Consider the following 21,778-nt stretch of genomic DNA (forward strand, 5'->3'; position numbering starts at 1 on the left):
AAGTCGCCGTAATCAGCCGGTCTATCCGCCTTCCCTGGATGGCTTCGGCACAGCGATGAACCGTTGCGAAACAGGGTGGCAGCGGGGTCTGAATCACAGGGGGCGACGCTGGTCCGCATCCTTCCTGCCTCCAGGTCCCTCCCTTGCCAGGATGCCGGCGTAACGGGCCGGTGACTTCGGTCGGCGATGGTCCATAAGTCAGGTCGGGGAAGCCGTCCCGGTTTGTGGCATTTGTTTGGAATTCCTGCATGTGATCGAGCAGTCGTCGTCGTGAGGCGCGGCACTTTGCTCCCTCATCTTGCCGGAATGATCGATGAATACGTGCAACAGGGTCCCTGTGTCCGGTCGGTGATTGCCCTGATTCCCGGCGCTCCGGTTGGACAGTAGCCTGGAGCCATACTAAGGATCGGGCTGGTTGCCACCGGTGGTACAAGTCGGTCCTGTCCCCCGTTCAAGAGCGTGTGCGAATCGAACGTGACACAACGTACAGACATCGCGATCATCGGCCGTGCCTGCCGGCTTCCCGGCGCTTCGAGCGTCGACGGGCTCTGGCAGCTCCTGACCGAGGCGCGATGCGCCGTCGGTCGCATCCCGGATGACCGCTGGTCCCTGGAGCGGTTCGGACACCCGCGCGCGCAGGAGCGTGGCAAGAGCTATACGTGGTCCGCCGGCGTCCTCGACGACATCTGGTCGTTCGATCCGGGTGTCTTCGGCATCTCGCCCCGTGAGGCCGAGCAGATGGATCCGCAGCAGCGCCTGCTGCTGGAACTGACCTGGGAAGCCCTGGAAGATGCCGGGCTGCGCCCCTCGGACGTGGCGGGGACCCAGATCGGCGTCTTCGTCGGCGCCTCCTCCCTGGATTACGGCAACCTGCGCGTCCTCGACACCTCGTCGGGCGACGCCTACGCGGCCACCGGGAACACGCTCTCGATCCTGTCGAACCGCATCTCCTACATCTACGACCTGAAGGGACCGAGCTTCACCGTCGACACGGCCTGCTCGTCCTCGCTCGTCGCCCTCGATGCCGCGGTGGCGGCCATCTCCAGCGGTCGGATCGACACGGCGGTCGTCGCCGGCGTGAACCTTCTCGCGAGCCCCTTCAACTTCATCTGCTTCTCGAACGCGCAGATGCTCTCGCGCACCGGCCTGTGCCAGGCCTTCTCGTCGAGCGCCGACGGCTACGTGCGCTCCGAGGGCGGTGTGGTGCTCGTGCTGAAATCCGCGAAAGCGGCCCTGCGCGACGGCAGCACCGTGCGCGGCGTCATCGCGGCCAGCGGCGTCAATTCGGACGGGCGCACCACCGGTATCTCCCTGCCCTCCGGCTATGCCCAAGGTGCGCTTCTGGAGCAGGTCTACCGCGAGGCCGAAATCGACCTCGACGCGGTGGTCTTCGTCGAGGCCCACGGCACCGGTACGCCGGTGGGCGATCCGATCGAGGCGAGTGCCATCGGCGGCAAGCTCGGTCGTCCCCGCAAGGCGCCGCTGCCGATCGGTTCGATCAAGAGCAACATCGGCCACACCGAGCCGGTCTCGGGCCTTGCCGGTCTCCTGAAGGCCAGCCTCGCTCTCGAGCACGACCTCTTCCCGACCTCGCTTCACGCGGCCGAACTGAATCCCGAGATTCCCTTTCGGGACCTGAACCTGTCGGTGACGAACAAGCCGCTGCCGCTGGCGCGCGATGGCAAGGCGCGCTTCGCGGGCGTCAATTCCTTCGGGTTCGGTGGCACCAACGCGCACGTCGTTCTCACGGACGGCCCGCCGGTTCGTGCCGCCTCGGTCGCCCCCGATGCGGCCCGGATGCCGGAAGTGCTCCTGCTCTCGGCCCAGAGCCGTGCCGCCCTCAACGAACTCGCCCTCGATTACGCCGAGCGCTTCGACGGCGCCGACAAGGCCGAGATCGCACGGATCGCCGCGGCCGCCGCCCATCGCCGCGAGCGTCTGTCCTCGCGCCTGGCCGTCTCCCTGGATGCCGATCTTCCGGGGGTCCTGCGCGCCGTCGGTGAGGCCGAGGATGCCCCCGACGCCCTTCTGGGGACCGCCGTGGACCGCGCGGCGGAGGTCGCCTTTGTCTATTCCGGCAACGGGAGCCAGTGGGCCGGCATGGGTCGTGAGGCCTATGACGAGAACGCCGTCTTCCGCGAGGCCTTCGACCGCATCGACGGCCTGTTCCACACCCTTTCGGGCTGGTCCCTGAAGGAGGCCCTGTTCGCCGAGGATCTGGAGGAGCGCCTCGCCCTCACGCGGGTGTCGCAACCCCTGATCTTCGCGATCTCGAGCGCCTCGACGACGGCGCTGCGGGCCCACGGCCTCAAGCCGAGCTACGTCCTCGGCCACAGCGTCGGCGAGATCGCCGCGGCGGAAGCCGCCGGGATCTTGAGCCTCGAACAGGCCGTGAAGGTCATCTTCTACCGGAGCAAGCACCAGGAGACGACGCGCGGCTTCGGAACGATGGCCGTGCTGCTCGCCCCTGCGGACGAGATCGAACTGTTCCTGAAGGATTACCCGAGCCTCGACATCGCCGCCTATAACAGCCCCAAGGCCATCACGGTGGCGGGCCCGGTGGAGGATATCGATGCGGCCATGAAGGCGCTGACGCGCAAGCGTCGTCGCGGGCGCAAGCTCGACCTCGAGTACCCCTTCCACGGCCGGTTGATGAACCCGACCGAGAAGCCGCTGCTGCGGGACCTCGCTGGGCTCAAGCCGCACGCTGCAACGACCGCGATGGTATCGACCGTCACCGGCAAGGTGCTGGCCGGAGATCAGTTCGGGGCCGGTTACTGGTGGCGCAACATCCGTGAACCGGTGCGCTTCTGCGAGGCCGTTCAGGAGGCGACCCGACAGGGCGCCCGCGTTTTCATCGAAGTGGGCCCCCGCGCGACCCTGCTGTCGCATATCGGCGACGCCATCGAGCCCCTCGGCATCGAGAACGCCACCATCGGCGTCCTCCACCGCAAGCCGGCGGGCGGCGATCCGATCGCCCGCACCGTCGCGGCCGCCCTCGTGCAGGGCGCCGCCGTCGATGAGGCGACGGTCTTCGGGGCGAATCCGACAGGCGACGTGTCGCTGCCGCTCTATCCGTGGCAGCGTCGCTCCTTCCGGCTCGCCGAGACCACCGAGGGTGTCGGTGCGGCGACGCCGCGTCCCTATCATCCGCTCTACGGCTCCCGCGTCGCACCGGACGGCCTCGAATGGCACGGCCACGTCGACATCGCGACGGTGCCGGACCTCGATGATCACCGCATCGACGGGCAGGCGATCCTGCCCGGCGCGGCCTTCATCGAGATGGCCCTCGGTGTCGCCCGCGAGGCGATGAAGACGGACAGCGTCACGCTCGCGGACTTCGAGATCCAGTCGCCGATGGTGTTCGGCGAGGAATCCCTGCGCGAGGTCGCGGTGCGGGTCGCCGGCTCGGGCAACGCCATCCAGATTCTCAGCCGCCCACGCCTGACCCAGGCCGCCTGGCAGCTCCACGCCGCGGCCAAGATCATCGATGGGACCTTCCCGGCGCCCGCCCCGGTGGACCTGCACGTTCCGGCCGAACACGCGGTGGCGGGCGAAGGCCTCTACCGCCTGGCCGCCGCCTCGGGTCTCGGCTTCGGCCCGAGCTTCCGTCAGGTCGCGGCGAGTGCGCGCCTCGACGAGACCACCATCGTCTCGGAGCTCCTGCCCGCCGAGGCCGACGGGCGCTTCGGGCTCGTCCCCGCGCGCCTCGATTCTTGCTTCCACGGCCTCATCCTGCTCTTCGCCGGTCTGATGGGCGAGGGGTCGACCAAGGCCTATGTCCCGGTTCGCTTCGGCGAAATCCGCCTCGTCAAGCCGGGGGCCGTCATCGCCCGGGCGATGATCCGGACCCGGCGTGCCAACGAGCGCAGCATCCTGGCCGATTTCACCCTGGTGGATGCCGAGGGCGCCGTCATCGCCACCTTGCGCGAGGGGCGGTTTCAGGCGCTCCGCTCCAAGAACGGCAGCGATCTCGCCGCGTACGCCATCGCGCAGCGGCCCGAGCTTGCCACCGAACCCACCGCCATCGCGATGGAGCGCGGAAAGCGCGTCGCCGACGAAATCCGTCCGGCCTGCAAGGCCGCCGTCGCACCCGCCGAGGCGCCGCTGGCACCGGGGCACCTCCTTCTCGAAGGTTGGGCGACGTCGATGGCCTACCGCCTGGCGGAGGGCCTCCAGCGCTCCGGCACCGTGGCGATCGACGACCGCGTGCCGGAGGCGATGCGCCCCTGGCTCCTGAACGCCCTCTACGCCCTGGAGAGCAGCGACCTCGCCACCCTCGACGGCGAGCGCTGGACCCTGCGCAAGGACGTGTCCCTGCCGGCACCCGACGAGATCATGCGTTGGATCGCGGCGGATCACCCCGAACTCTCGGCCGAACTCGTGCTCACCGCCGATATCGGCGCCGTCGTCGGCCGGCTGCTCTCGGGTGATCTGACGGAGGCTCCGACCCTCTCGCAGAACGCCCTCGACGCCTTCGTCCTGCGCAGTGCGACGGCCCGGGCCGCGGCCGACGTGATCGCGGATCTCGTCGAGTCCGGCCGTGCCGCCCTGCCCCGCGACCGTGCGTTGCGGGTGCTTCAGGTCGGATTCGGACCGCTCTCGGCGCAGGCCGCCGCCTTCACGGACGGCATCGAGGCGCAGCTGACCGTGTTCGAAGCCGATCGTCGTTTAGCGGAGCGGGCGCGCCTCGCCCTGCCCCGCGGCGTCACCGTCATCGAGGATACGGCCGAGCTGTCGGCAGGCAGCTTCGATGTGATCCTGGCCAGCAACGTCCTGCATCGCTCCGAGCGAGCCCTGCTCGGCAAGGTCGCCGACGCGCTCGCGACCGGTGGCTTCCTCGTCGCCGTCGAGCCGGGAGCGTCGCTGTTCCGCGATCTGGTGTTCGGCTTGACCCCGGATTGGTTCGAGGCCACGGCCGACCTGCCGGTGGGCCGTCTCGACGACATCACCGGGTGGCAGCGTGCGCTGAGCGACACCGGCCTCGTGCGGGTGGCCGTCGATCGCGCCGTCTCCACCAACGGGGACGATCTTCTGTTCATCGCCGAGGCGCCGGTGCGCGCCAAGCCGGCGCCCGGCCAGACCTTCGCGTTCGTGATCGGCTCGCACGACGCTGTCGCGGCGGAGACGGCCTCGTCCCTGGCGACCCTGCTGGTGGCGAGCGGCGTCCACGTCTCGATCATCCTCGACTCGGAGCAGTCGCTGCTCGAACTGGAACGCGAGACCCCCGACACGGTCGTCTTCCTCGCGGGCGCCTTCAACCATGCCGGTGCCGCGGCGGACCGCCTGCGGGAGCGCTGCCTGAGCCTGAAGCGCTGCGTCGAGCATCTCGGCAGCCGCCAGACCCGGCTCTGGGTGGTCTGCCCCGGCGCCACCCGCGATGCGGGGGATCCGACCGGCTCCGTGGAGGCCGGCGTCTGGGCCTTCAGCCGGACGCTTGCCAACGAGGTGGCGAATCTCGACGTACGTCGGATCGACCTCGCCGAGGCGCTCTCGACCAAGGCCGCCGCCGAGCGGCTGCGCGACCTCATTCTCTCGGGCACGCTCGAGACAGAGATCATCCTCGACGCAGACCGGACCCGCGTGATCCGGTTCTCGCCGGGCCAGCTCTCCCGTCGTCCCGGCGCCGATGCGGTTCCGGCCGAGGCGGCCCGCCTGGAACGCAGCAACACCGGCGGCCTCAACGAGATGGCCTGGGGGCCGGCGACCCGCCGGGCTCCCGAGCGCGGCGAGGTCGAGATCGCGGTCGAGGCCACGGGTCTCAATTTCCGCGACGTCCTCTGGGCGCTGTCGATGCTGCCGGAGGAGATCCTGGAGGATGGCTTCGCGGGTCCGCGCCTCGGGCTGGAAGTGGCCGGCCGGGTCCTCTCCGTCGGCAAGGGCGTCGACGCCTTCAAGCCCGGTGATCGCGTCGTCGCCTTCGCGCAGTCGGGCTTCGCGACCCACATCGTGGTCCCCGAGCTCGTCGTGGCCCCGAGCCCGCCCGGCCTCGATCCGCAGGCCGCCGCCACCGTGCCGGTCGCCTTCCTCACGGCCTATTACGGCCTCGTCAGCTGCGCCCGCCTGCGCCGCGGCGAGTGGGTCTTGATCCATGGCGGAGCCGGCGGCGTCGGTCTGGCCGCCCTGCAGATCGCCAAGATGAAGGGTGCGCGGGTCATCGCTACGGCCGGCTCGCGGGAGAAGCGCGCTCTAGTCAAGGCGTTGGGGGCCGAGCACGTGCTCGACTCGCGTTCCCTCGCCTTCGTGGACGATGTCCGCCGCATCACCGGCGACGGCGTCGGCGTGGTGCTGAACAGTCTGTTCGGCGAGGCGATGGAGCGCAGCCTCAACGTCCTCAAGCCCTTCGGCCGCTTCATCGAGCTGGGCAAGCGCGACTACGTCGCCAACACCCATATCGGCCTGCGTCCGTTCCGCCGGAACCTGTCCTATTTCGGCGTCGATCTCGACCAAGTGCTCCAGCACCAGGGCGAGGACGGGGCCCGGCTGTTCCGGGAGGTGATGTCCCTGTTCAAGGAGGGCGGGCTGAAGCCTCTGCCCTTCCAGCCCTTCACGGCGGACGAGGTCTCGGACGCCTTCCGGCTGATGCAGCAATCGGGGCATGTGGGTAAGATCGTCATCGCGCCGCCGAAGCCCGGCAGCGTGATGCAGACGGAGAAGTCCGCCTTCACGATCTCTCCCGAGGGTGTCCACCTCGTCACCGGCGGTCTCGGCGGCTTCGGCATCGAGGCGGCGCGCTGGCTCGCGGACCGGGGTGCGAAGCACATCGTCCTCGTCGGCCGCAACGGGGCCGCGAGTCCCGAGGCCAAGCAGGTCGTGGCCGATCTCGGCGCCCGCGGCGTCGCCGTGGCCGCGATGGCCTGCGACATCACCAGCCGCAAGGCGGTGGATGCGCTGCTGGCCGATGTGGAGCGTGGGGGCCGGTCGCTCGCCGGCGTGATCCACGGCGCGATGGTGCTCCAGGATGGCCTCATCGCCAACATCGACGCCGCCGCCCTCGACACGGTCATCCGTCCGAAGGTCATCGGCGCCGAGCATCTCGACGCAGCGACGCGCGCGCGCGCGCTCGACTATTTCGTGATGTTCTCCTCGGCCACGACGTTCATCGGCAACCCCGGACAGGGCGCCTACGTGGCTGCGAACGGCTTCATGGAAGGCCTCGCCCGCCGCCGGCGCAAGCTCGGCCTGCCGGCGCTGGCCGTCGCCTGGGGGGCCATCGGCGATGTCGGCGTGCTGGCCCGTAACCGTGCGGTGATGGAGACCTTGGCGGGTCGCGTCGGCGTGACGCCGATGGATGCCCGCCACTGCCTCGACCTCATGGCCGACGCGCTCGAAGGCCAGGGGTCGAGCCCGGACGACGCCGTGATCGCCATCGCGTCGATGCATTGGGGCAAGGCGCGCGAGCGCCTCGCCACCATGAAGAGCCCGAGCTACGCCGAGCTCGGTTCGGACCAGCAGATGGAAGCCGGAACGGTGGCGGCCATCAATATCGGCCTGCTCCTAAAGACGCAGGACATCGACTCGGTGCGCAAGACGGTGGCCGACGCCATCGTGGAGGACATCGCCCGGATCCTGCGCCTGCCCAAGGACGACATCAGCCGCGTGCGCCATCTCTCCGAGATCGGTCTCGACTCGTTGATGGGCGTCGAACTCGGCGCGAGCCTGCAGGAGCGCTTCGCCCTCGAGGCACCGCCGTCCGGCATCTCCTCCGGCCTCACCGTCAACGAACTCACCGAGACCCTGATCCAGTCGATCGCGGCTCCGGTGGACGAGGCGGCGGCGGCCGTGATGAGCCTGGCCCAGCGTCACGCCAGCGAGGGGGTGGATGTCCGCACCCTTGAGCCCTTCCACGCGATGGTCGAAGAAAACAGCCTCGCGATCAAAGAAATCCTCCCGTGAGCGATTCCCCCTTGAGGCATGCCGCATGAGCAATTCCGCGAGACCGGACGGCGGACGCGCGGCCCTGGCGGGCTTCGTCACGAACCGCCTCGGGCGAAACGCCAACCGGACGGCTCCCGCCCGTCCGGCGCAGCGCCCGGCGGGCGATGCGTCCGTACAGAACTTCGAGTCCCTGCCGGGATACCGGGAGTTGCGCCTCCAGCGCTCGGCGGCCGATCTGATCGGCCTCGGCAATCCGTTCTTCCGGGTGCACGAGACCAAGGCCGGCGCCACGACGCGCATCGCCGGCAAGTCGTTCGTCAACTTCTCGTCCTACGACTACCTCGGTCTGAACGGGCATCCCGACGTCAACGCCGCGGCGGCCCGTGCGATCGAAACCTACGGCACGTCGGCGTCGGCCAGCCGGATCGTGGCCGGTGAGCGACCGGGACACCTCTCCCTGGAGAAGGCCCTGGCCGACCACTACGACACCGAGGCCTGCGTGGTGATGGTGAGCGGCCACGCCACCAACGTCACCACGATCGGCGCCCTGCTGGAGCCGGGCGACGTGATCTTCCACGACGCCCTCAGCCACAACAGCATCGTCACCGGCGCTCAGCTCTCCGGCGCTCAGCGCCGCTCGTTTTCCCACAACGATCTCGACGCCCTGGAGACGTTGCTCGGCGCCACGCGCCACGAGCATCGCCGGGCGCTGATCGTGGTGGAAGGCCTCTACAGCATGGACGGCGATGCGCCGGACCTCGCGGCACTCATCGCCCTGAAGCAGCGCTACGACGCCTGGCTGATGGTCGACGACGCGCACGGGCTCGGCGTCCTCGGGCGGACCGGCATCGGTCTGGCCGAACATTGTGACGTCGATCCCCACGGGGTCGATATCTGGATGGGCACCCTCTCGAAGACCCTGTCCACCTGCGGCGGTTACGTCGCCGGACCGGCGGCGTTGATCGAGTACCTCAAGTGCACGGCTGGCGGCTTCATCTATAGCGTCGGCATCTCGCCGCCTCTCGCGGCCGCGGCCGAAACGGCGCTCGAGATCATGCATGCCGAACCGCACCGGGTGGAGCGTCTGCGGCAGAACGGCCACCTGTTCCTGTCCTGCGCGAAGAAGCATGGGCTCGACACCGGGACCAGCCTCGGCCTCGCGGTGATCCCCGTCATCGTCGGCGACTCCCTGAAGTCGGTGACGCTGTCGGACCGCCTCTTCAAGCGCGGCATCAACGTTCAGCCGATCATCCACCCGGCCGTGCCGGAGAGAGCGTCGCGCCTGCGCTTCTTCATCACCTCGGAGCATACGCCGGAACAGATCCGCGAGACCGTGGACGCGGTCGCGGAGGAACTCGCTGCCATCGAAAAGGGCGGTTCGCTGATCGAGCAGCTCATGGCGAAGCGCGGCAAGCCGTAGGGTCCCCGGGGCCCTACGACTCCACCATCCTCCGCCTGCATCGGGTCTGGGCACCGGCGTCAGCGCGCCGGTGTTTTTTTACGCGTTTCGCACAAATGCGGCCGATTGCCCTCGACCCCTGAGCAAGCGACACTGATGTTGCTATCTGTGTCTCATCGCAACCGGAACCCGGCCCGGGATGCGACGTTCGTCCTCAGCCCGTCGGTCAGGAGCCCGTCATGAGACAATCGACTGTCGCCTCCATCGCGCGACGTCTGATCAAAACCGTCGCCGAGGCCAGTCGCTCGTTGATCGGTGCGATCCTCGAAGGGCCGATGCCGGCGCCTCAGCCGATTCCGGTGCGCGTCCGCGCCGACCGTCGACGCTGAGGCCTGCCAGAAGGGCGTCGTTTCAGGTGCCCATCACGGTATCGAACAGCAGCTTGCCGTTCAGGACGACGATCAGGGCCGCGATGGCCCAGGACACGACCTTGAGCCAGGGTCTGATCGTGTGAACCCCCATCTTCCCTCTGTCGGAGACGAAACCGACCAGGGGGATGATCGCGAAGGGGAGCTGCATCGACAGCACCACCTGACTCAGCACGAGCAGCTTCGCCGTACCCTGTTCTCCATAGAGTGCCGTGACGCCGACGACCGGCACGATGGCGATCCCGCGGGTGACCAGGCGTCGGGCCCAGTCCGGGATGTGCAGGCGCAGGAATCCTTCCATCACGATTTGTCCCGCCAGCGTCGCCGTGACGGTGGAATTGAGGCCTGAGGCCAGCAACGCCACCGCGAACAGCGTCGAGGCGATGCCGGCTCCGAGGAGCGGTGAGAGCAGTTCGTAGGCCTGCTCGATCTCCTGGATGTCGGTGCGTCCCTGGGCGTGGAACACCGAGGCGGCCATGATCAGGATGGCGGCATTCACGAACAGGGCCAGCATCAACGCGATCGTCGAGTCGGCCACCGCGAAGCGGATGGCCTCACGTCGGCCGTCGTCCGTCCGAGGATAAGCCCGCGTCTGCACGATGGAGGAATGCAGGTAGAGATTGTGCGGCATCACGGTGGCGCCGATGATGCCGATGGCGATGTAGAGCGCCGCCGGATTCCGGACGATCTCGGATGTGGGCAGGAAGCCGCCGAGCACCGCTTGGAGCGGTGGTGCCGCGAGTGCGATCTGGATCCCGAAGCTCACGAAGATCACGGCCAACAGAGCGATGACGAAGGCCTCGAGCGCGCGAAAGCCCCGCCGCATCAGGAGCAGGATCAGGAAAACGTCGAGCGCCGTGAGGGTTGCGCCAACGACGAGGGGCAAGCCGAACAGGAGCTTGAGGGCGATGGCCGTCCCGATGACCTCGGCGAGGTCGCAGGCGATGATCGCCGCTTCGCAGGCGAGCCACAACATCAGGCTGATGGGGCGCGGGTAATGATCCCGGCAGGCCTGGGCGAGGTCGCGACCCGTCGCGATCCCGAGCCGAGCGGCGAGCGCCTGGAGGACGATGGCCATGAGGTTGGACAGCAGGATGACCGAGAGCAGCGTGTAGCCGAACTGGGCACCGCCGGCGATGTCCGTCGCCCAGTTGCCGGGATCCATGTAGCCGACCGAGACCATGTAGCCGGGGCCGATGAAGGCCAGCAGTCGCCGCAACCAGGTGCCTGTCGCCTGAACGGGAACGCTGCCGTTCATGCGTCCGAGGCTCGGGTGGTCACGAGTCTCCCGGCTGAAGCGCCAGGATCCTTCCGTGCGCGTTCCGTTCGCCAGGGTACCCTCCGGTGCCGAGACAGGCATCGGAGCCGTCAGAGGTTCGTGTCGAGCCATGCCCACGCGTGTTTCCGGGAAGAGGACCGCCGGGCGCCTGGAAGCAGCCCACTGCTTTATAGCAGGAGCTATAAAAAGAGCAAACGGCTAAGTCGGACCCGACGCGATGGTTGCTCCTCCCGGACCCGCAGGCCGTCAGGATGCCAGAGCTTGCAGGTTGCGATCGATATCGGCCACGCCGTGAGCCGCCGTCTGCATGCTCATCGAGATTTCCTGCGTGACCGCGCTCTGCTCCTCCACCGCAGAGGCCACGCCCGTGACGAAGCCGCGAACCACGTCGATCGCCTGTCCGATGGCCGTCAAGGAGACGACGACGTCGCCGGAGACCGTCTGCATCGTCTTGATATCCTCGGCGATCCGTGCCGTGGCGTTCGTGACCTGGTTGGAGAGGTTCTTCACCTCGCCCGCCACCACGGCAAAGCCGCGCCCCGCCTCGCCAGCGCGGGCGGCCTCGATCGTGGCGTTGAGGGCCAACAGATTGATCTGCCCGCCGACGCCCTGGATCAACTGAACGATACCGTTCATCGACGCGGCGGCGTCAGCGAGCTGGCCGGTCGACCGGTCGGCTCTCTGCGCGCGCTCGTCCATCTCGTCCACCTCCTGGCGGGACCGGGCAAGGCTGCTGGCGATCTCGCCGATGGAGGCGTTCAATTCCTCGGCGGCCGAGGCCACCGCTTGGACATTCACGAGGGTCTGCGACGAGGCGCCGGCGGCCTCGATCTGCGAGCGCATCCGCGCCGTGATATCGGTGGCGTACTTGACCACCTTGAACGGCCGGCCGCTCATGTCGAGGATCGGGTTGTAGGAGGCCTGGATCCAGATCGTGCGGCCGCCTGCGCCGACGCGTTGGAAGATGCCGCTGCGGAACTCGCCCCGGCGCAGGGCGGCCCAGAAGGCATTGTACTCGGCCGAGGCTCCATAGGTTGGGTCGACGAACATGCGGTGGTTCTGGCCCCGGATCTGAGCGAGATCGTAGCCCAGAACGGCGAGGAAATTCGCATTCGCATCCAGGACGTGTCCGGCGAGATCGAAATGGATCACACCCTGCGAGCGGCCGATCGCTTCCACCTGGCCCTGCAGCTCTGCAGTCCGCAGCTTCTCGGCCGTGACGTCGGTGGCGAACTTGACCACTTTGACCGGGCGCCCGGCCAAGTCGAGGATCGGATTGTAGGTGGCTTGCAGCCAGATCGCGCGGCCATCCTTGCCGACTCGCCGAAACTCGCCGCTCTGGAAGACGCCCCTGGCCAATCCCTCCCAGAGGACACGATAGGCGGCACTGTCCCGTTCGGGGCCGTCGACGAACAGGCGGTGATGCTGGCCCCTCACCTCCTCGAGGCTGTATCCCACCACATCGAGGAAATTTCGATTGGCATTCACGATCGTGCCGTCGAGGTCGAACTCGATCACGCCCTGCGACCGGCCGATCGCTTCGATCTGGCTCCGCGTATCGGCACTCCGCTGCTTCTCCTCCGTGATGTCGGTGGCGAATTTGACCACGCTGGTCACGCGGCCGTCCCGTCCCCGGATGGGATTGTAGGTTCCCTGCAGCCAGATCTCGCGGCCACCCTTGCCGATCCGCCTGTACTCGGCACGCTGGAACTCTCCTCGGGCCAAAGCGGCCCAGAAGGCCTCGTAGGCCGGACGGTCCTGATCCGCCGCGTCGACGAACATGCGATGGTGCCGGCCTTTGATCTCCGCGAGTTCATAGCCCACGGTCTTCAGGAAATTCTCGTTGGCGGCCACGATCGTGCCATCGGGAAGGAACTCGATCACGGCTTGGGACCGGTCGAGCGCCTCGAGCTTTGCCGCGGTGCGGGTGTTGAAGAACGTCATGGGCCAATCCTCGGCTGCGATGCGTTCCACTGCCGTGCGGACACCTCTGCGCCCTCCGTGGTGCCCGTGGGACGGGCCCGACCACCGGTGAGGAAGCGCGGCGCGATTCCTCGAGGGAACTGTGCTGTCGACTCGACGATCCGGAGCGCTCGACATCCCCTGTGGGGTGTTTCGACGACAGCGTGGGAACCGCTGCCGGCACCCTCCCCGGTGCACACCGATTGAAGCCGGAAAGCCTTAAATCCGAATGAAACCGTAGATAAAATCCCCGTGATGATCCGGAGAAATCTGTAGTCCGGGTTTCCATCAAAGGTTAGCTTCGAGGGAAGAGCAGTCTTAGCTGTTTGGGCGAATTGCTCGTTCTGGTCGTCCGCGCGACCCGGATGTCGCCGGTTCCGTCCGATTGCCGTGAGCCGATGTCGAAGTTTCGATGAAAGACCGCATGGCCGTAGCCTTCCCGCGACACCGGGATTTCGATCGGCGGTCGGTCCTTCACCGCGGTTTCATTGCCAACAGGGCGATCAGGCACGACGCCATCGATCACGCGACTGAGGAACATCGAGCAATATGTTTCAACGGCATGGCTGTGCGTCGTTGAAACTGCACCGCCCTACCGGCCGTCGAAACCAGCCAGGATGCCGCCGCTCCGTCGTCACGCGCGCCCGTCTCGGTTGTTTGCCGCCGTTGCGCCGGGTCCGCGATGATGTGTACCTGAGGAAGCCGTGCCCCGTGAGAGGCGGCCAAAACGATCTCAGCGACGGAAGCGGAGCCGGCGGGTATGAAGTGGCAGCGTCTCGCACCGGCCGGTACGCGACAGCAGATGATAGGGACGGCACTGGCCGGCCTCCTTCTGGGTCTCGGTGGGGTCACGGCGGGGACGACGATGGTCAGGGCCTCGGAGCGGGGGGGCCTCTTCAATTTCCTCGAGACGCTGTTCCGTGAGCCGGCCCCTCCGCCGGCGGCATCGATTCCCGCGCGCCGGCCCGGGCATTACGTCTCGCTTCCCGACGCCCGGCGGGTGAGCACCGTGCGGCCGATGCGCCAAACGCCGCGCCCCCTCGTCGAGGCGACCGCGGCCCGACCGATCCGGAACCGGCATCCCCGAGGTCCGGCCGCGAGAAACCAGGTGGCGGCTGTGCCGGCCGCCGCGCGCACCGTATTGGGGGCCCGCACCGTCTGCGTGCGATCCTGCGACGGCTACGTCTTCCCCCTCGGACGCCTCGGGGCCCGGTCCGACCTGCCGGTTCACGAGGCCGCCTGCGCGGCGGCCTGCCCGAACACGCCGACGCGTCTCTTCACCCTGGGGGCGGGGGAGACCGAATTCGACCGCGCCGTCGGTCTCGACGGACAGCCCTACCGCAGCCTCGCCGTGGCCAACCTCTATCGGACGAAACGGGTGGAGCAGTGCAGCTGTCAGCCCGAGCAGGGCGTGGCCGCGCCGCTCTCGATTCTCCAGGACATGACCGTGCGCGCCGGCGACGTCGTCGCCACCGAGGCGAGCGCGGCCGTCGTCGTACCGGCCCGCGCCGGCGGTTTCACCGTCGTCGATTTCCGCGAGGCGCGCGGCCTGTCGCGCCGCGCGCGGCGCGACATCGATGCCAAGGTCGATGTGGTCCGCCGCGAGGCCGATGCCCGAGCCCTCCGCCAGGGTGTCCGCAGAGCCGATCGGGCGCTCCGTGTCCGGGTCGCCGCGTCCGACGGCTTCGAGCCGGGGCCGCTGCCGATCGACGTCGAGCCGCGCTTCGGTGCGGTCCGGGCGCCGACCCGGGTCGTGATGGCATCGCCCTTCGTCTATTGAATCGGCGGCCGGTCGCGTGCCGCGCGTCGTCCCTCGGCCGATGGCGGCGGAGGGGCCGGATCGATCCCACCCGCTCAGGAGCCGCTATGAGCGAGACGCAGTCCGATCCCGACCTCGACGGCTCGCCGCCTCCCAGCGGCGAGACGGTCCGGCTCTCCGCCCTGGTCCGGCGGCGGATCGCATCGAACGGCGGACCGTTCACGGCGACCGGCACCTGCAGCTACCTTGTCGGCGACGAGGCCGTCGCGATCGTCGATCCAGGCCCGGCGGACGAGGGGCACATCGCGGCGCTCGTCGCGGCCTGCGCCGGGGCCCCCGTGACGGCCATCCTGGTCACCCATACCCACCGGGATCACTCGCCGGGAGCCCGGCTGCTCCAGGCGCATACGGGCGCGCCGATCCTCGGCTGCGGTCCGCACCGGGCGGCGCGCACGCTCGGCGCGGGCGAGATCCCCCATCTCGATGCCAGCGCCGACCGGGACCACGTCCCCGACCGGCAATTGCGGATGGGCGACACCGTCGCGGGGCCAGGCTGGACCCTCGAGGCCGTGGAGACCCCGGGCCACACCATGAACCACCTCGCCTTCGCCCTGCGGGAGGAAGCGGCCCTGTTCTCGGGCGACCACGTCATGGCGTGGTCGACCACCATCGTGGCGCCCCCCGATGGCGCGATGCGCGCCTACATGGAGTCCCTCGAGGCTCTGCGGGACCGTGACGAGACGATCTACTGGCCCGGCCATGGCGGACCGGTCCGCGACCCGCGCCGCTTCGTGCGCGGTCTCGCCACCCATCGCCGTCAGCGTGAGAGCGCGATCCGCGGGCGCCTGGAGGCGGGCGACCGGGATATCCGCGCCATCGTCGCGGCGATCTACCAGGGCCTGAACCCCGCCCTGCGCGGCGCGGCCGCCCTGTCGGTCTTCGCCCACCTCGAGGATCTGGTCGAGCGCGGGGTCGTGCGGAGCGACGGCCCTGCCCGGCTCGACAGCCGCTACGCACCGGCCTGACGCCCGTTCACTTCACCGCGATGGCGAGATTGGCGACTTCGTCGAGATAGGCGCGGATGCGGTCGGCGTTGCTGCCGAAGTCCCGCGTGCCGAGGCGCGAGGCGGAGCGGACGTCGATGCGGGCCCCGTCCGCCCGCGGGTGGACCCGCACGGTGACGTCATCGGCGAGGTTCAGGATGGGACCGCGCGACACCGCCTCGATGCGGCCGTTTCCGACACGTCCGCCGGGGCGGATCGCCTCGACGATCTGCCAACGGCGGTTCACGGCCGCCTTGCGTGCGAGCTCGAAGGCCTCGTCGGCATCGAGGTCGAGGGTCAGCGGCGCGATCTGCGGATAGGCCGCGCGTTGCGCGGCGCGGGCGGCGGGGCCTGGATCGGGCGGATAGCGACCCTCGCGGGCAGCGAAGGCGGTGCGGGAGCGCGAGAAGGCCGGGGGATTGTCGGTGTCGGTGGTCACGTCCGCGAGCGCCGGCAGCCTCAGGGCGCGCAGGGCCGCGTAGGCCGGATAGGCGAGGACGAGGCCGGCCAGGAACAGGCCTGCCAGGGCCGCCCCGAGGCCCCGCGCGCCTTCGCGCCAGACCCGGACGAAGGCGACGAGGGCCAGGAACACCGCGACCCCCGCCAGAACGAGACCGGCGCCGAGGGTCGCCAGGGCGGGGCCCGCCTCGGCGCGCGGATCGCGCACCAGGACCAGGGCGAAGAGGCTGACGAGGAGGGCCAGCACCGCAACGGTCCGCGAGACCGGGCCGGCGCGGGTGATGGGATCTTCGTAGGGCAGACGACGCATGCTGTGACGAGATTCGCTGTCCGGACGATCCGCGGGGCCGTATGCCTGGAGCTTTACCGGTCCGCGCTCCCCGGCGCCACCCGGGCTGTTGTCGCGAAGCTTCCGGGAGTGGCGCCGTGTCTGCTATAGCCGCCCGACGATGCCCGCGCCCCCACCCGCTCCGACCCCCGCCGAGGCTGCCGATCCTCTGCGGGTCTGGTTTCGCTTCATCCGCCTCAACCGTCGGGTGACCGCCGCGATGGCCGGGGAATTGCGCGGATTGGGATTGTCCATCCCACAATTCGATGCCCTCTCCACCCTCACCGAGCGCGAGGGCATGACGCAGCAGGACCTCGCGGCGCGGCTCTACGTGACCAAGGGCAACGTCTCCGGGCTGATCGATCGTCTCGTCGAAGCCGGCCTCGTCGAGCGTCGTCCGATCCCGGGCGACCGGCGCTCGCACGCCCTCTATCTCACCCCCGCCGGAGCGGACCTCGCCACGCGCGGCATCGTCGCGCAGAAGGCGTACGTCGCCCGCACCCTGGGGCAGTTGCCGGCCCAGGACATCGCGGATTTCGAGCGCCTCGTGTTGAAGTGGCGCGATCTGGCCCGTGAGCAGCCGGTCACCGGCGAAGCGGGCTAGAGCCCGAGCAGCGCCGGCAAATCCGCAGCCGAGTCGAGGATGTAGTCGGCGAGGGGGTCCAGCTCGTCCCGGGCGGCGGCACCCAGCGGGCCGCTGAGCACCGCGATCGCGATCGCCCCGGCCGCGCGGGCTGCGACGAGGTCGTAGGGGGAATCCCCCACCATGGCGATCCGCTTCGCCGGCACCCCGAGATGGTCGGCGAAGGCCGTGACCATTCCGGGCTTCGGCTTGGCGCCGTGACCCGAATCATAGCCCACCACGAAGGCGCAGTGCGATGCGAGGCCGAGGGCGGCGCATTGGGCCCGCGCCGAAGCCTCGGCGTCGTTGGTGGCGATCCCGAGGGTGAAGCCGCCGGCCACGAGGCATGCGGCGAGGTCCGACGGTGCCCCGATCGGCGTCAGCGCCGCGAGGCCGGCCGCGCGGAACAACGCGTCCATCTCGCCATAGAGCGCCGGGCCGGCGGGCCGGTCCAGGACCTCGGCCCAGAGGGGGCCGTAGCCGGCCGAGGAGCCGGCGATGAGCGGCGAGGTCGGCGCGAAGCGCTGGCCGACCTCGTCGTAGTGGCTCACCCGCATGAGCGCATCCAGCCGGGACCGGTCCCCGCCCGACAGGTCGGACATCACCGAATAGGCGGCCGGCCCCCAGGTCCGGTCGAAATCGACGAGGGTCCCGTCCTTGTCGAACAGGATCCCGCGGATCGTGGTCCCGAGAATCTCAGGCCGCATCGCGGACCTTCTCGACCTCGATCACGACCCCCTGCGGGGTCATACGCTCGCGCGCCACCATGCGGTCGCCGGGCTCGAAGACGCCGAGGGCCACGTCGCGGTCGGGCAGCACCACGGTGGTGGTCCGGTTGAGATGGACGAGGACGTGGCGCTTCTGGGCCAGGGACGACACCGCCCAGCGTTTGAGCTGGCCGTAATAGGGCTCGCGCCGCCAGGCATTCGGCTGGCCCGGATCGACCTGCACGTTCATGTGGCGCGAGATCGGATCGAGGCTCAGCACCATCTTGGCGCGCTCGGGCTTCCATTCCGGGCCCATCCAGCCTTCGGTCATCCAGAGGCAGTGAAAGGCGCGACAATGATCGGGCCGGGTGGCGTGGATGGCGCAGCCCCGCCCCTGCCGGGTGTGCCGGCACCATTGCCCGGCAACGGACTCCACCGCCGGGACGTCGTAGACCTTGCAGCAGAGGGTGCAGGTTCCGCAGGCGCGGCCGGGGGCGGGTTGAGCCACGATGGTGGCGGGGTCGAGCATGGGTTCGGGTCCGGTTGCGACGTCGCGCGGGTTTCTACGGCGGGCGCCCCTCGTTACAGTCTCGCACCCATGTCGGCCATCGGCCAACCGTCAGGCAAAACTATGCTCTCGAACCTCGCGACCCGCGACGTCGAAACCCTGATCCATCCCTACACCAACCTGGAGACCTTTCGCGAAACGGGGCCGCTCGTCATCGAGCGCGGCCACGGCGTGTGGGTCTACGACAGCGACGGCCGACCCTATCTCGAGGGCATGGCCGGCCTGTGGTGCACGGCGCTGGGCTATTCCAACGAGGAATTGGTGGAGGCGGCCAGCGAGCAGATGGCGCGCTTGCCCTTCACGCACCTCTTTTCGGGGCGGAGCCACGACCCGGCGATCGAATTGGCCGAGACCTTGAAGGAGCTCATGCCGGTTCCGACCTCGAAGATCTTCTTCACCTCGTCGGGTTCGGAAGCCAACGACACGCAGGTCAAGCTGACCTGGTACATGAACAATGCGCTGGGCCGACCCCGCAAGAAGAAGATCCTCTCGCACATCAAGGGCTACCACGGGGTCACGGTGGCCACGGCCTCGATGACGGGCCTGCCCGCCAACCACGCCGACTGGGACCTGCCGCTGCCGGGTTTCCTGCATGTGGGCTGCCCGCACCATTATCGCTTCGGGCAGGAGGGGGAGAGCGAAGAGGCCTTCACCACCCGCCTCGCCGCCGAGCTGGAGGCGGTGATCCTCCGCGAGGGCCCCGAGACCGTCGCGGCCTTCGTGGCCGAGCCGGTGCTCGGCGCCGGCGGGGCCATCCTCCCGCCCGCGGGCTATTACGCCAAGATCCAGGCCGTGCTCGACCGGCACGACGTGCGCTTCATCGCCGACGAGGTGATCTGCGGTTTCGGGCGGCTCGGGACCTGGTTCGGATCCGAGGCGATGGGGATGCGGCCCGACAGCCTGTCCTTCGCCAAGGCGCTCACCTCCGGCTACCTGCCGCTCGGCGGCATCTCCGTCGATGAGCCGCTCTACCGTCTGATGGTGCAGCAGAGCGCCAAGCTCGGGACCTTCGGACACGGCACCACCTATTCGGGGCACCCCGTCGCCTGCGCCGTCGCCCTCAAGACCATCGCGATCTACAAGCGCGACCGCATCGTCGAGGGGGTCGCCGAGAAGGCGCCGCAGTTCCAGGCGCGTTTGGCGGCGCTGGGCGATCACCCCCTCGTCGGGGAGGCCCGCGGCATCGGGCTCATCGGCGGCATCGAGCTCGTGGCGGACAAGGCGTCCCGCCGGCAATACGAGCCGAAGGCCGGCGTGGCGGCGCGGGTGGTCGCCTTCGCCCAGGCCGAAGGGCTGATCGTGCGGTTCCTCGCCGGGGACCGCGTCGCGGTTTGCCCGCCCCTGGTGATCGCGCCCTCCGAGATCGACACCCTGTTCGACCGCCTGACGCGAGCCCTCGACCGGACTTCGGCCTGGATCGCGGAGCAGAAGCTCGAAGCCGCTCCGCGTCCCGTGGCTTGACCAGCAAGATTGCACCGCGAAGGTATTCTTCGCAGTGCATGATGTCTTTTGCGCTGCAAGCGCGGCCCTGCTTAAGTGTTCTCGAGATGGGACGCGCGGTCGATTTGGGCTTTGGTCAAGGGATCGTGAGAGCCTTAAGCTTTCATTCAGGTTGGCGGCGGCTCTATGGTTGTCACGTCGCTCGATCGGCGTCCGGGTGAAACCAAACGGTGCCCGCGAGACGTTCATGGCTCAAGATTAGGCACAAGAACCTGACAGAGCCTGTCGAGCACAACAGGACACCCGTTACATGCACCCGCGCTCACAGACTTCAGGCACCGCTCGACGTTCCGACCGCTCCACCATCATCGTCGATCATCAGGCTGAGACGTTCCGGCCCGTCGCACTTCCGGCCCTGGCAGCGGCCGTACAGGCCGTGTCCAAGGCGCAGAAGTCGGCCCGGACGGGGCTCCTGAGCGGCACCCGCTCCTCCCGCTTCGAGCACGAGGACACGCCACTGTCCTGACGTCTCGACGGTGGGTTGCGTCGAGGGGCGCGAGTCCACCCCTGCGGTAGTCCTTCCTCAACGCCTCGGGCTTAACCGTCACGCTGAGCGCGGCACGCTCCTCGCTTTCGTCATCTTTTGTGGCGAGAGGGACGCGCCGCGTCCTTCGCGCGACCGAGGAGCCTGACCATGCTGATCCTGCCGAGCCGCCGGCAGTTCCTGACCGGGCTCGGGGCGAGTGCGGGTGTCGTCGGGTCGACGGGTGTCTACGCCTTCGGCATCGAGCCGCTCTACCGTCTCGTGGTCACGCCTTACGCCCCCGTCCTTCCGAACTGGACACCCGGCCTGTCGCTGCGCGTGGCCGTGCTGGCCGACTTCCATGTCGGCGAGCCGTTCATGCCCCTCGACCGGATCGCCGAGATCGTCGACACCACGAACGCGCTGAAGCCCGATCTCATCCTGATGCTGGGGGACTACCCGGCCGGACCGAGCGTCACCTACCGAAAGATCCCGCTGCCGGAATTCGCCCGGGTGGTGTCGGCGCTCCGCGCCCCGCTCGGGGTCTACTCGATCCTCGGCAACCACGATTGGTGGGACGACAAGCAGGCGCAGGCGCGCCGCGACGGGCCCGTGGAAGCGCAGCGGGCGCTGGAGAATGTCGGGATTCCCGTCATGGAGAACGACGCCCTGCGTCTCGTGAAGGACGGCAAGCCGTTCTGGATCGCGGGCGTCGGCGACCAGATTCCGTTCCTCTTGGAAGATGACGAGGGCGGGCGCGACGACCTGCCGGGCACGCTCGCGAAGATCACCGACTCCGCACCCGTCCTTCTGATGATCCACGAGCCGGACCTGTTCCTCGACGTGCCGGACCGCGTGTCCCTGACCCTGGCGGGCCACACCCATGGCGGTCAGGTTCGCCTCTTCGGCTATTCGCCGGCCATTGCGGCGATCCACGGCAACAACGATTTCGCCTACGGCCATGTGGTCCGGAAAGGCCGCCAGATGATCATCTCGGGGGGGTTCGGCGTGAGCCGCATTCCGGTGCGCCTGGGGGTCCCCCCGGAGATCGTCCTGTTGAATCTCGGAAGCGCGTCCGATCCGGCGGGCAAGACCGTTCAGGGACCCGGCCTCATCCAGGGCTGACGCGCCTCGGGGGCACCCCGGCGCGGGCTCGGGCCCGCACCGGTGCCCTGCGGGCCTACTTCTTGCCGGCCTTCGGTGCCGCGACCACCGTGCCCTTGGTCGAGGGCGCCGCCGCGATCGTCTTCGTCACGGGCTTCTTGGGCTTCTTCGCCTCGCGACTTCCGCGCTTCTGTTCCGCCGCCATGATCTGTCTCCTTCCGATTGTGGTTGGGGGATCATGGCAGCCTTCCGGGAATAGGCCACCGGAATGTTGCGCGA

The 21,778-nt window shown here is 68.8% G+C and carries 16 protein-coding genes; 9 read left to right on the plus strand and 7 right to left on the minus strand.

The window, feature by feature from the left end:
- Positions 1-474 precede the first annotated feature (474 nt).
- The 3 genes from AC6EUL_RS16445 to AC6EUL_RS16455 all read left to right on the plus strand — a co-directional run bounded on the left by AC6EUL_RS16445 (position 475) and on the right by AC6EUL_RS16455 (position 9,666).
- A complete protein-coding gene (locus tag AC6EUL_RS16445; RefSeq protein WP_499871361.1) occupies positions 475-7,896 on the plus strand; it encodes an SDR family NAD(P)-dependent oxidoreductase in 7,422 nt (2,473 codons plus the stop codon).
- Positions 7,897-7,921: 25 nt separating this feature from the next.
- Positions 7,922-9,298, plus strand: a complete 1,377-nt coding sequence (locus AC6EUL_RS16450; protein ID WP_056221203.1) for an aminotransferase class I/II-fold pyridoxal phosphate-dependent enzyme — start codon at positions 7,922-7,924, stop codon at positions 9,296-9,298.
- A gap of 218 nt (positions 9,299-9,516) precedes the next feature.
- Positions 9,517-9,666, plus strand: coding sequence for a hypothetical protein (locus AC6EUL_RS16455; protein WP_156389572.1), 150 nt, complete (start codon positions 9,517-9,519; stop codon positions 9,664-9,666).
- A gap of 22 nt (positions 9,667-9,688) precedes the next feature.
- Here AC6EUL_RS16455 and AC6EUL_RS16460 read toward each other — a convergent pair whose 3' ends face one another.
- The 3 genes from AC6EUL_RS16460 to AC6EUL_RS16470 all read right to left on the minus strand — a co-directional run bounded on the left by AC6EUL_RS16460 (position 9,689) and on the right by AC6EUL_RS16470 (position 13,487).
- Positions 9,689-11,065, minus strand: coding sequence for an Nramp family divalent metal transporter (locus tag AC6EUL_RS16460; RefSeq protein ID WP_499871364.1), 1,377 nt, complete (start codon positions 11,063-11,065; stop codon positions 9,689-9,691).
- A 165-nt stretch (positions 11,066-11,230) separates the two neighbouring features.
- Positions 11,231-12,928: a methyl-accepting chemotaxis protein gene (locus AC6EUL_RS16465; RefSeq protein ID WP_499871366.1), complete on the minus strand. Its 1,698-nt coding sequence runs from the start codon at positions 12,926-12,928 to the stop codon at positions 11,231-11,233.
- Positions 12,929-13,241: 313 nt separating this feature from the next.
- Positions 13,242-13,487: a hypothetical protein gene (locus AC6EUL_RS16470; RefSeq protein ID WP_499871368.1), complete on the minus strand. Its 246-nt coding sequence runs from the start codon at positions 13,485-13,487 to the stop codon at positions 13,242-13,244.
- 567 nt (positions 13,488-14,054) lie between these two features.
- On the opposite strand from AC6EUL_RS16470, the gene AC6EUL_RS16475 reads away from it, so the two are divergent.
- Together AC6EUL_RS16475 and AC6EUL_RS16480 are read left to right on the plus strand one after the other, a co-directional pair.
- Entirely contained in the window at positions 14,055-14,726 is a 672-nt protein-coding gene (locus tag AC6EUL_RS16475; RefSeq protein WP_162248661.1) for a DUF2865 domain-containing protein, read from the plus strand.
- A gap of 86 nt (positions 14,727-14,812) precedes the next feature.
- Positions 14,813-15,730 (plus strand): MBL fold metallo-hydrolase, encoded by a 918-nt coding sequence (locus tag AC6EUL_RS16480; RefSeq protein WP_499871371.1) that lies wholly within the window; start codon positions 14,813-14,815, stop codon positions 15,728-15,730.
- A gap of 7 nt (positions 15,731-15,737) precedes the next feature.
- On the opposite strand, the gene AC6EUL_RS16485 is transcribed toward AC6EUL_RS16480, so the two are convergent.
- Positions 15,738-16,517, minus strand: a complete 780-nt coding sequence (locus tag AC6EUL_RS16485; protein WP_056221188.1) for a DUF1499 domain-containing protein — start codon at positions 16,515-16,517, stop codon at positions 15,738-15,740.
- A gap of 139 nt (positions 16,518-16,656) precedes the next feature.
- Here AC6EUL_RS16485 and AC6EUL_RS16490 point away from each other — a divergent pair, with 139 nt between their 5' ends.
- Positions 16,657-17,139 (plus strand): MarR family winged helix-turn-helix transcriptional regulator, encoded by a 483-nt coding sequence (locus AC6EUL_RS16490; RefSeq protein ID WP_056221185.1) that lies wholly within the window; start codon positions 16,657-16,659, stop codon positions 17,137-17,139.
- Here the strand turns inward: AC6EUL_RS16490 and AC6EUL_RS16495 are convergent.
- Both AC6EUL_RS16495 and AC6EUL_RS16500 read right to left on the minus strand, forming a co-directional pair.
- The gene (locus tag AC6EUL_RS16495; RefSeq protein ID WP_499871374.1) at positions 17,136-17,864 is read right to left on the minus strand and encodes an HAD family hydrolase; all 729 of its coding nucleotides are present in this window, start codon (positions 17,862-17,864) and stop codon (positions 17,136-17,138) included. The genes AC6EUL_RS16490 and AC6EUL_RS16495 overlap by 4 nt on opposite strands.
- Positions 17,854-18,393, minus strand: a complete 540-nt coding sequence (locus AC6EUL_RS16500) for a hypothetical protein (protein WP_056221180.1) — start codon at positions 18,391-18,393, stop codon at positions 17,854-17,856. The genes AC6EUL_RS16495 and AC6EUL_RS16500 overlap by 11 nt, the downstream gene beginning before the upstream one ends.
- 102 nt (positions 18,394-18,495) lie before the next feature.
- Between AC6EUL_RS16500 and AC6EUL_RS16505 the strand changes: the two genes are divergently transcribed.
- From AC6EUL_RS16505 to AC6EUL_RS16515, 3 genes are all read left to right on the plus strand, one after another.
- A complete protein-coding gene (locus AC6EUL_RS16505; RefSeq protein WP_056350075.1) occupies positions 18,496-19,893 on the plus strand; it encodes an aminotransferase in 1,398 nt (465 codons plus the stop codon).
- Positions 19,894-20,182: 289 nt separating this feature from the next.
- Positions 20,183-20,398 (plus strand): hypothetical protein, encoded by a 216-nt coding sequence (locus AC6EUL_RS16510; protein WP_056379443.1) that lies wholly within the window; start codon positions 20,183-20,185, stop codon positions 20,396-20,398.
- Positions 20,399-20,566: 168 nt separating this feature from the next.
- Positions 20,567-21,520: a metallophosphoesterase gene (locus AC6EUL_RS16515; RefSeq protein ID WP_056379440.1), complete on the plus strand. Its 954-nt coding sequence runs from the start codon at positions 20,567-20,569 to the stop codon at positions 21,518-21,520.
- A gap of 55 nt (positions 21,521-21,575) precedes the next feature.
- Here the strand turns inward: AC6EUL_RS16515 and AC6EUL_RS16520 are convergent, their stop codons facing one another.
- A complete protein-coding gene (locus tag AC6EUL_RS16520) occupies positions 21,576-21,704 on the minus strand; it encodes a hypothetical protein (RefSeq protein ID WP_274534750.1) in 129 nt (42 codons plus the stop codon).
- Positions 21,705-21,778: the final 74 nt, after the last annotated feature.

Source organism: Methylobacterium sp. 001424705, from assembly GCF_059816145.1.

What these genes read in the sequence shown, in the direction of transcription:
- AC6EUL_RS16500 (WP_056221180.1), bottom strand. Translation starts at nt 18,393, where the DNA reads ATGCTCGACCCCGCCACCATCGTGGCTCAACCCGCCCCCGGCCGCGCC.
- AC6EUL_RS16505 (WP_056350075.1), top strand. Translation starts at nt 18,496, where the DNA reads ATGCTCTCGAACCTCGCGACCCGCGACGTCGAAACCCTGATCCATCCC.
- AC6EUL_RS16455 (WP_156389572.1), top strand. Translation starts at nt 9,517, where the DNA reads ATGAGACAATCGACTGTCGCCTCCATCGCGCGACGTCTGATCAAAACC.
- AC6EUL_RS16485 (WP_056221188.1), bottom strand. Translation starts at nt 16,517, where the DNA reads ATGCGTCGTCTGCCCTACGAAGATCCCATCACCCGCGCCGGCCCGGTC.
- AC6EUL_RS16520 (WP_274534750.1), bottom strand. Translation starts at nt 21,704, where the DNA reads ATGGCGGCGGAACAGAAGCGCGGAAGTCGCGAGGCGAAGAAGCCCAAG.
- AC6EUL_RS16460 (WP_499871364.1), bottom strand. Translation starts at nt 11,065, where the DNA reads ATGCCTGTCTCGGCACCGGAGGGTACCCTGGCGAACGGAACGCGCACG.
- AC6EUL_RS16510 (WP_056379443.1), top strand. Translation starts at nt 20,183, where the DNA reads ATGCACCCGCGCTCACAGACTTCAGGCACCGCTCGACGTTCCGACCGC.
- AC6EUL_RS16450 (WP_056221203.1), top strand. Translation starts at nt 7,922, where the DNA reads ATGAGCAATTCCGCGAGACCGGACGGCGGACGCGCGGCCCTGGCGGGC.
- AC6EUL_RS16480 (WP_499871371.1), top strand. Translation starts at nt 14,813, where the DNA reads ATGAGCGAGACGCAGTCCGATCCCGACCTCGACGGCTCGCCGCCTCCC.
- AC6EUL_RS16490 (WP_056221185.1), top strand. Translation starts at nt 16,657, where the DNA reads ATGCCCGCGCCCCCACCCGCTCCGACCCCCGCCGAGGCTGCCGATCCT.
- AC6EUL_RS16515 (WP_056379440.1), top strand. Translation starts at nt 20,567, where the DNA reads ATGCTGATCCTGCCGAGCCGCCGGCAGTTCCTGACCGGGCTCGGGGCG.
- AC6EUL_RS16470 (WP_499871368.1), bottom strand. Translation starts at nt 13,487, where the DNA reads ATGTTCCTCAGTCGCGTGATCGATGGCGTCGTGCCTGATCGCCCTGTT.
- AC6EUL_RS16465 (WP_499871366.1), bottom strand. Translation starts at nt 12,928, where the DNA reads ATGACGTTCTTCAACACCCGCACCGCGGCAAAGCTCGAGGCGCTCGAC.
- AC6EUL_RS16495 (WP_499871374.1), bottom strand. Translation starts at nt 17,864, where the DNA reads ATGCGGCCTGAGATTCTCGGGACCACGATCCGCGGGATCCTGTTCGAC.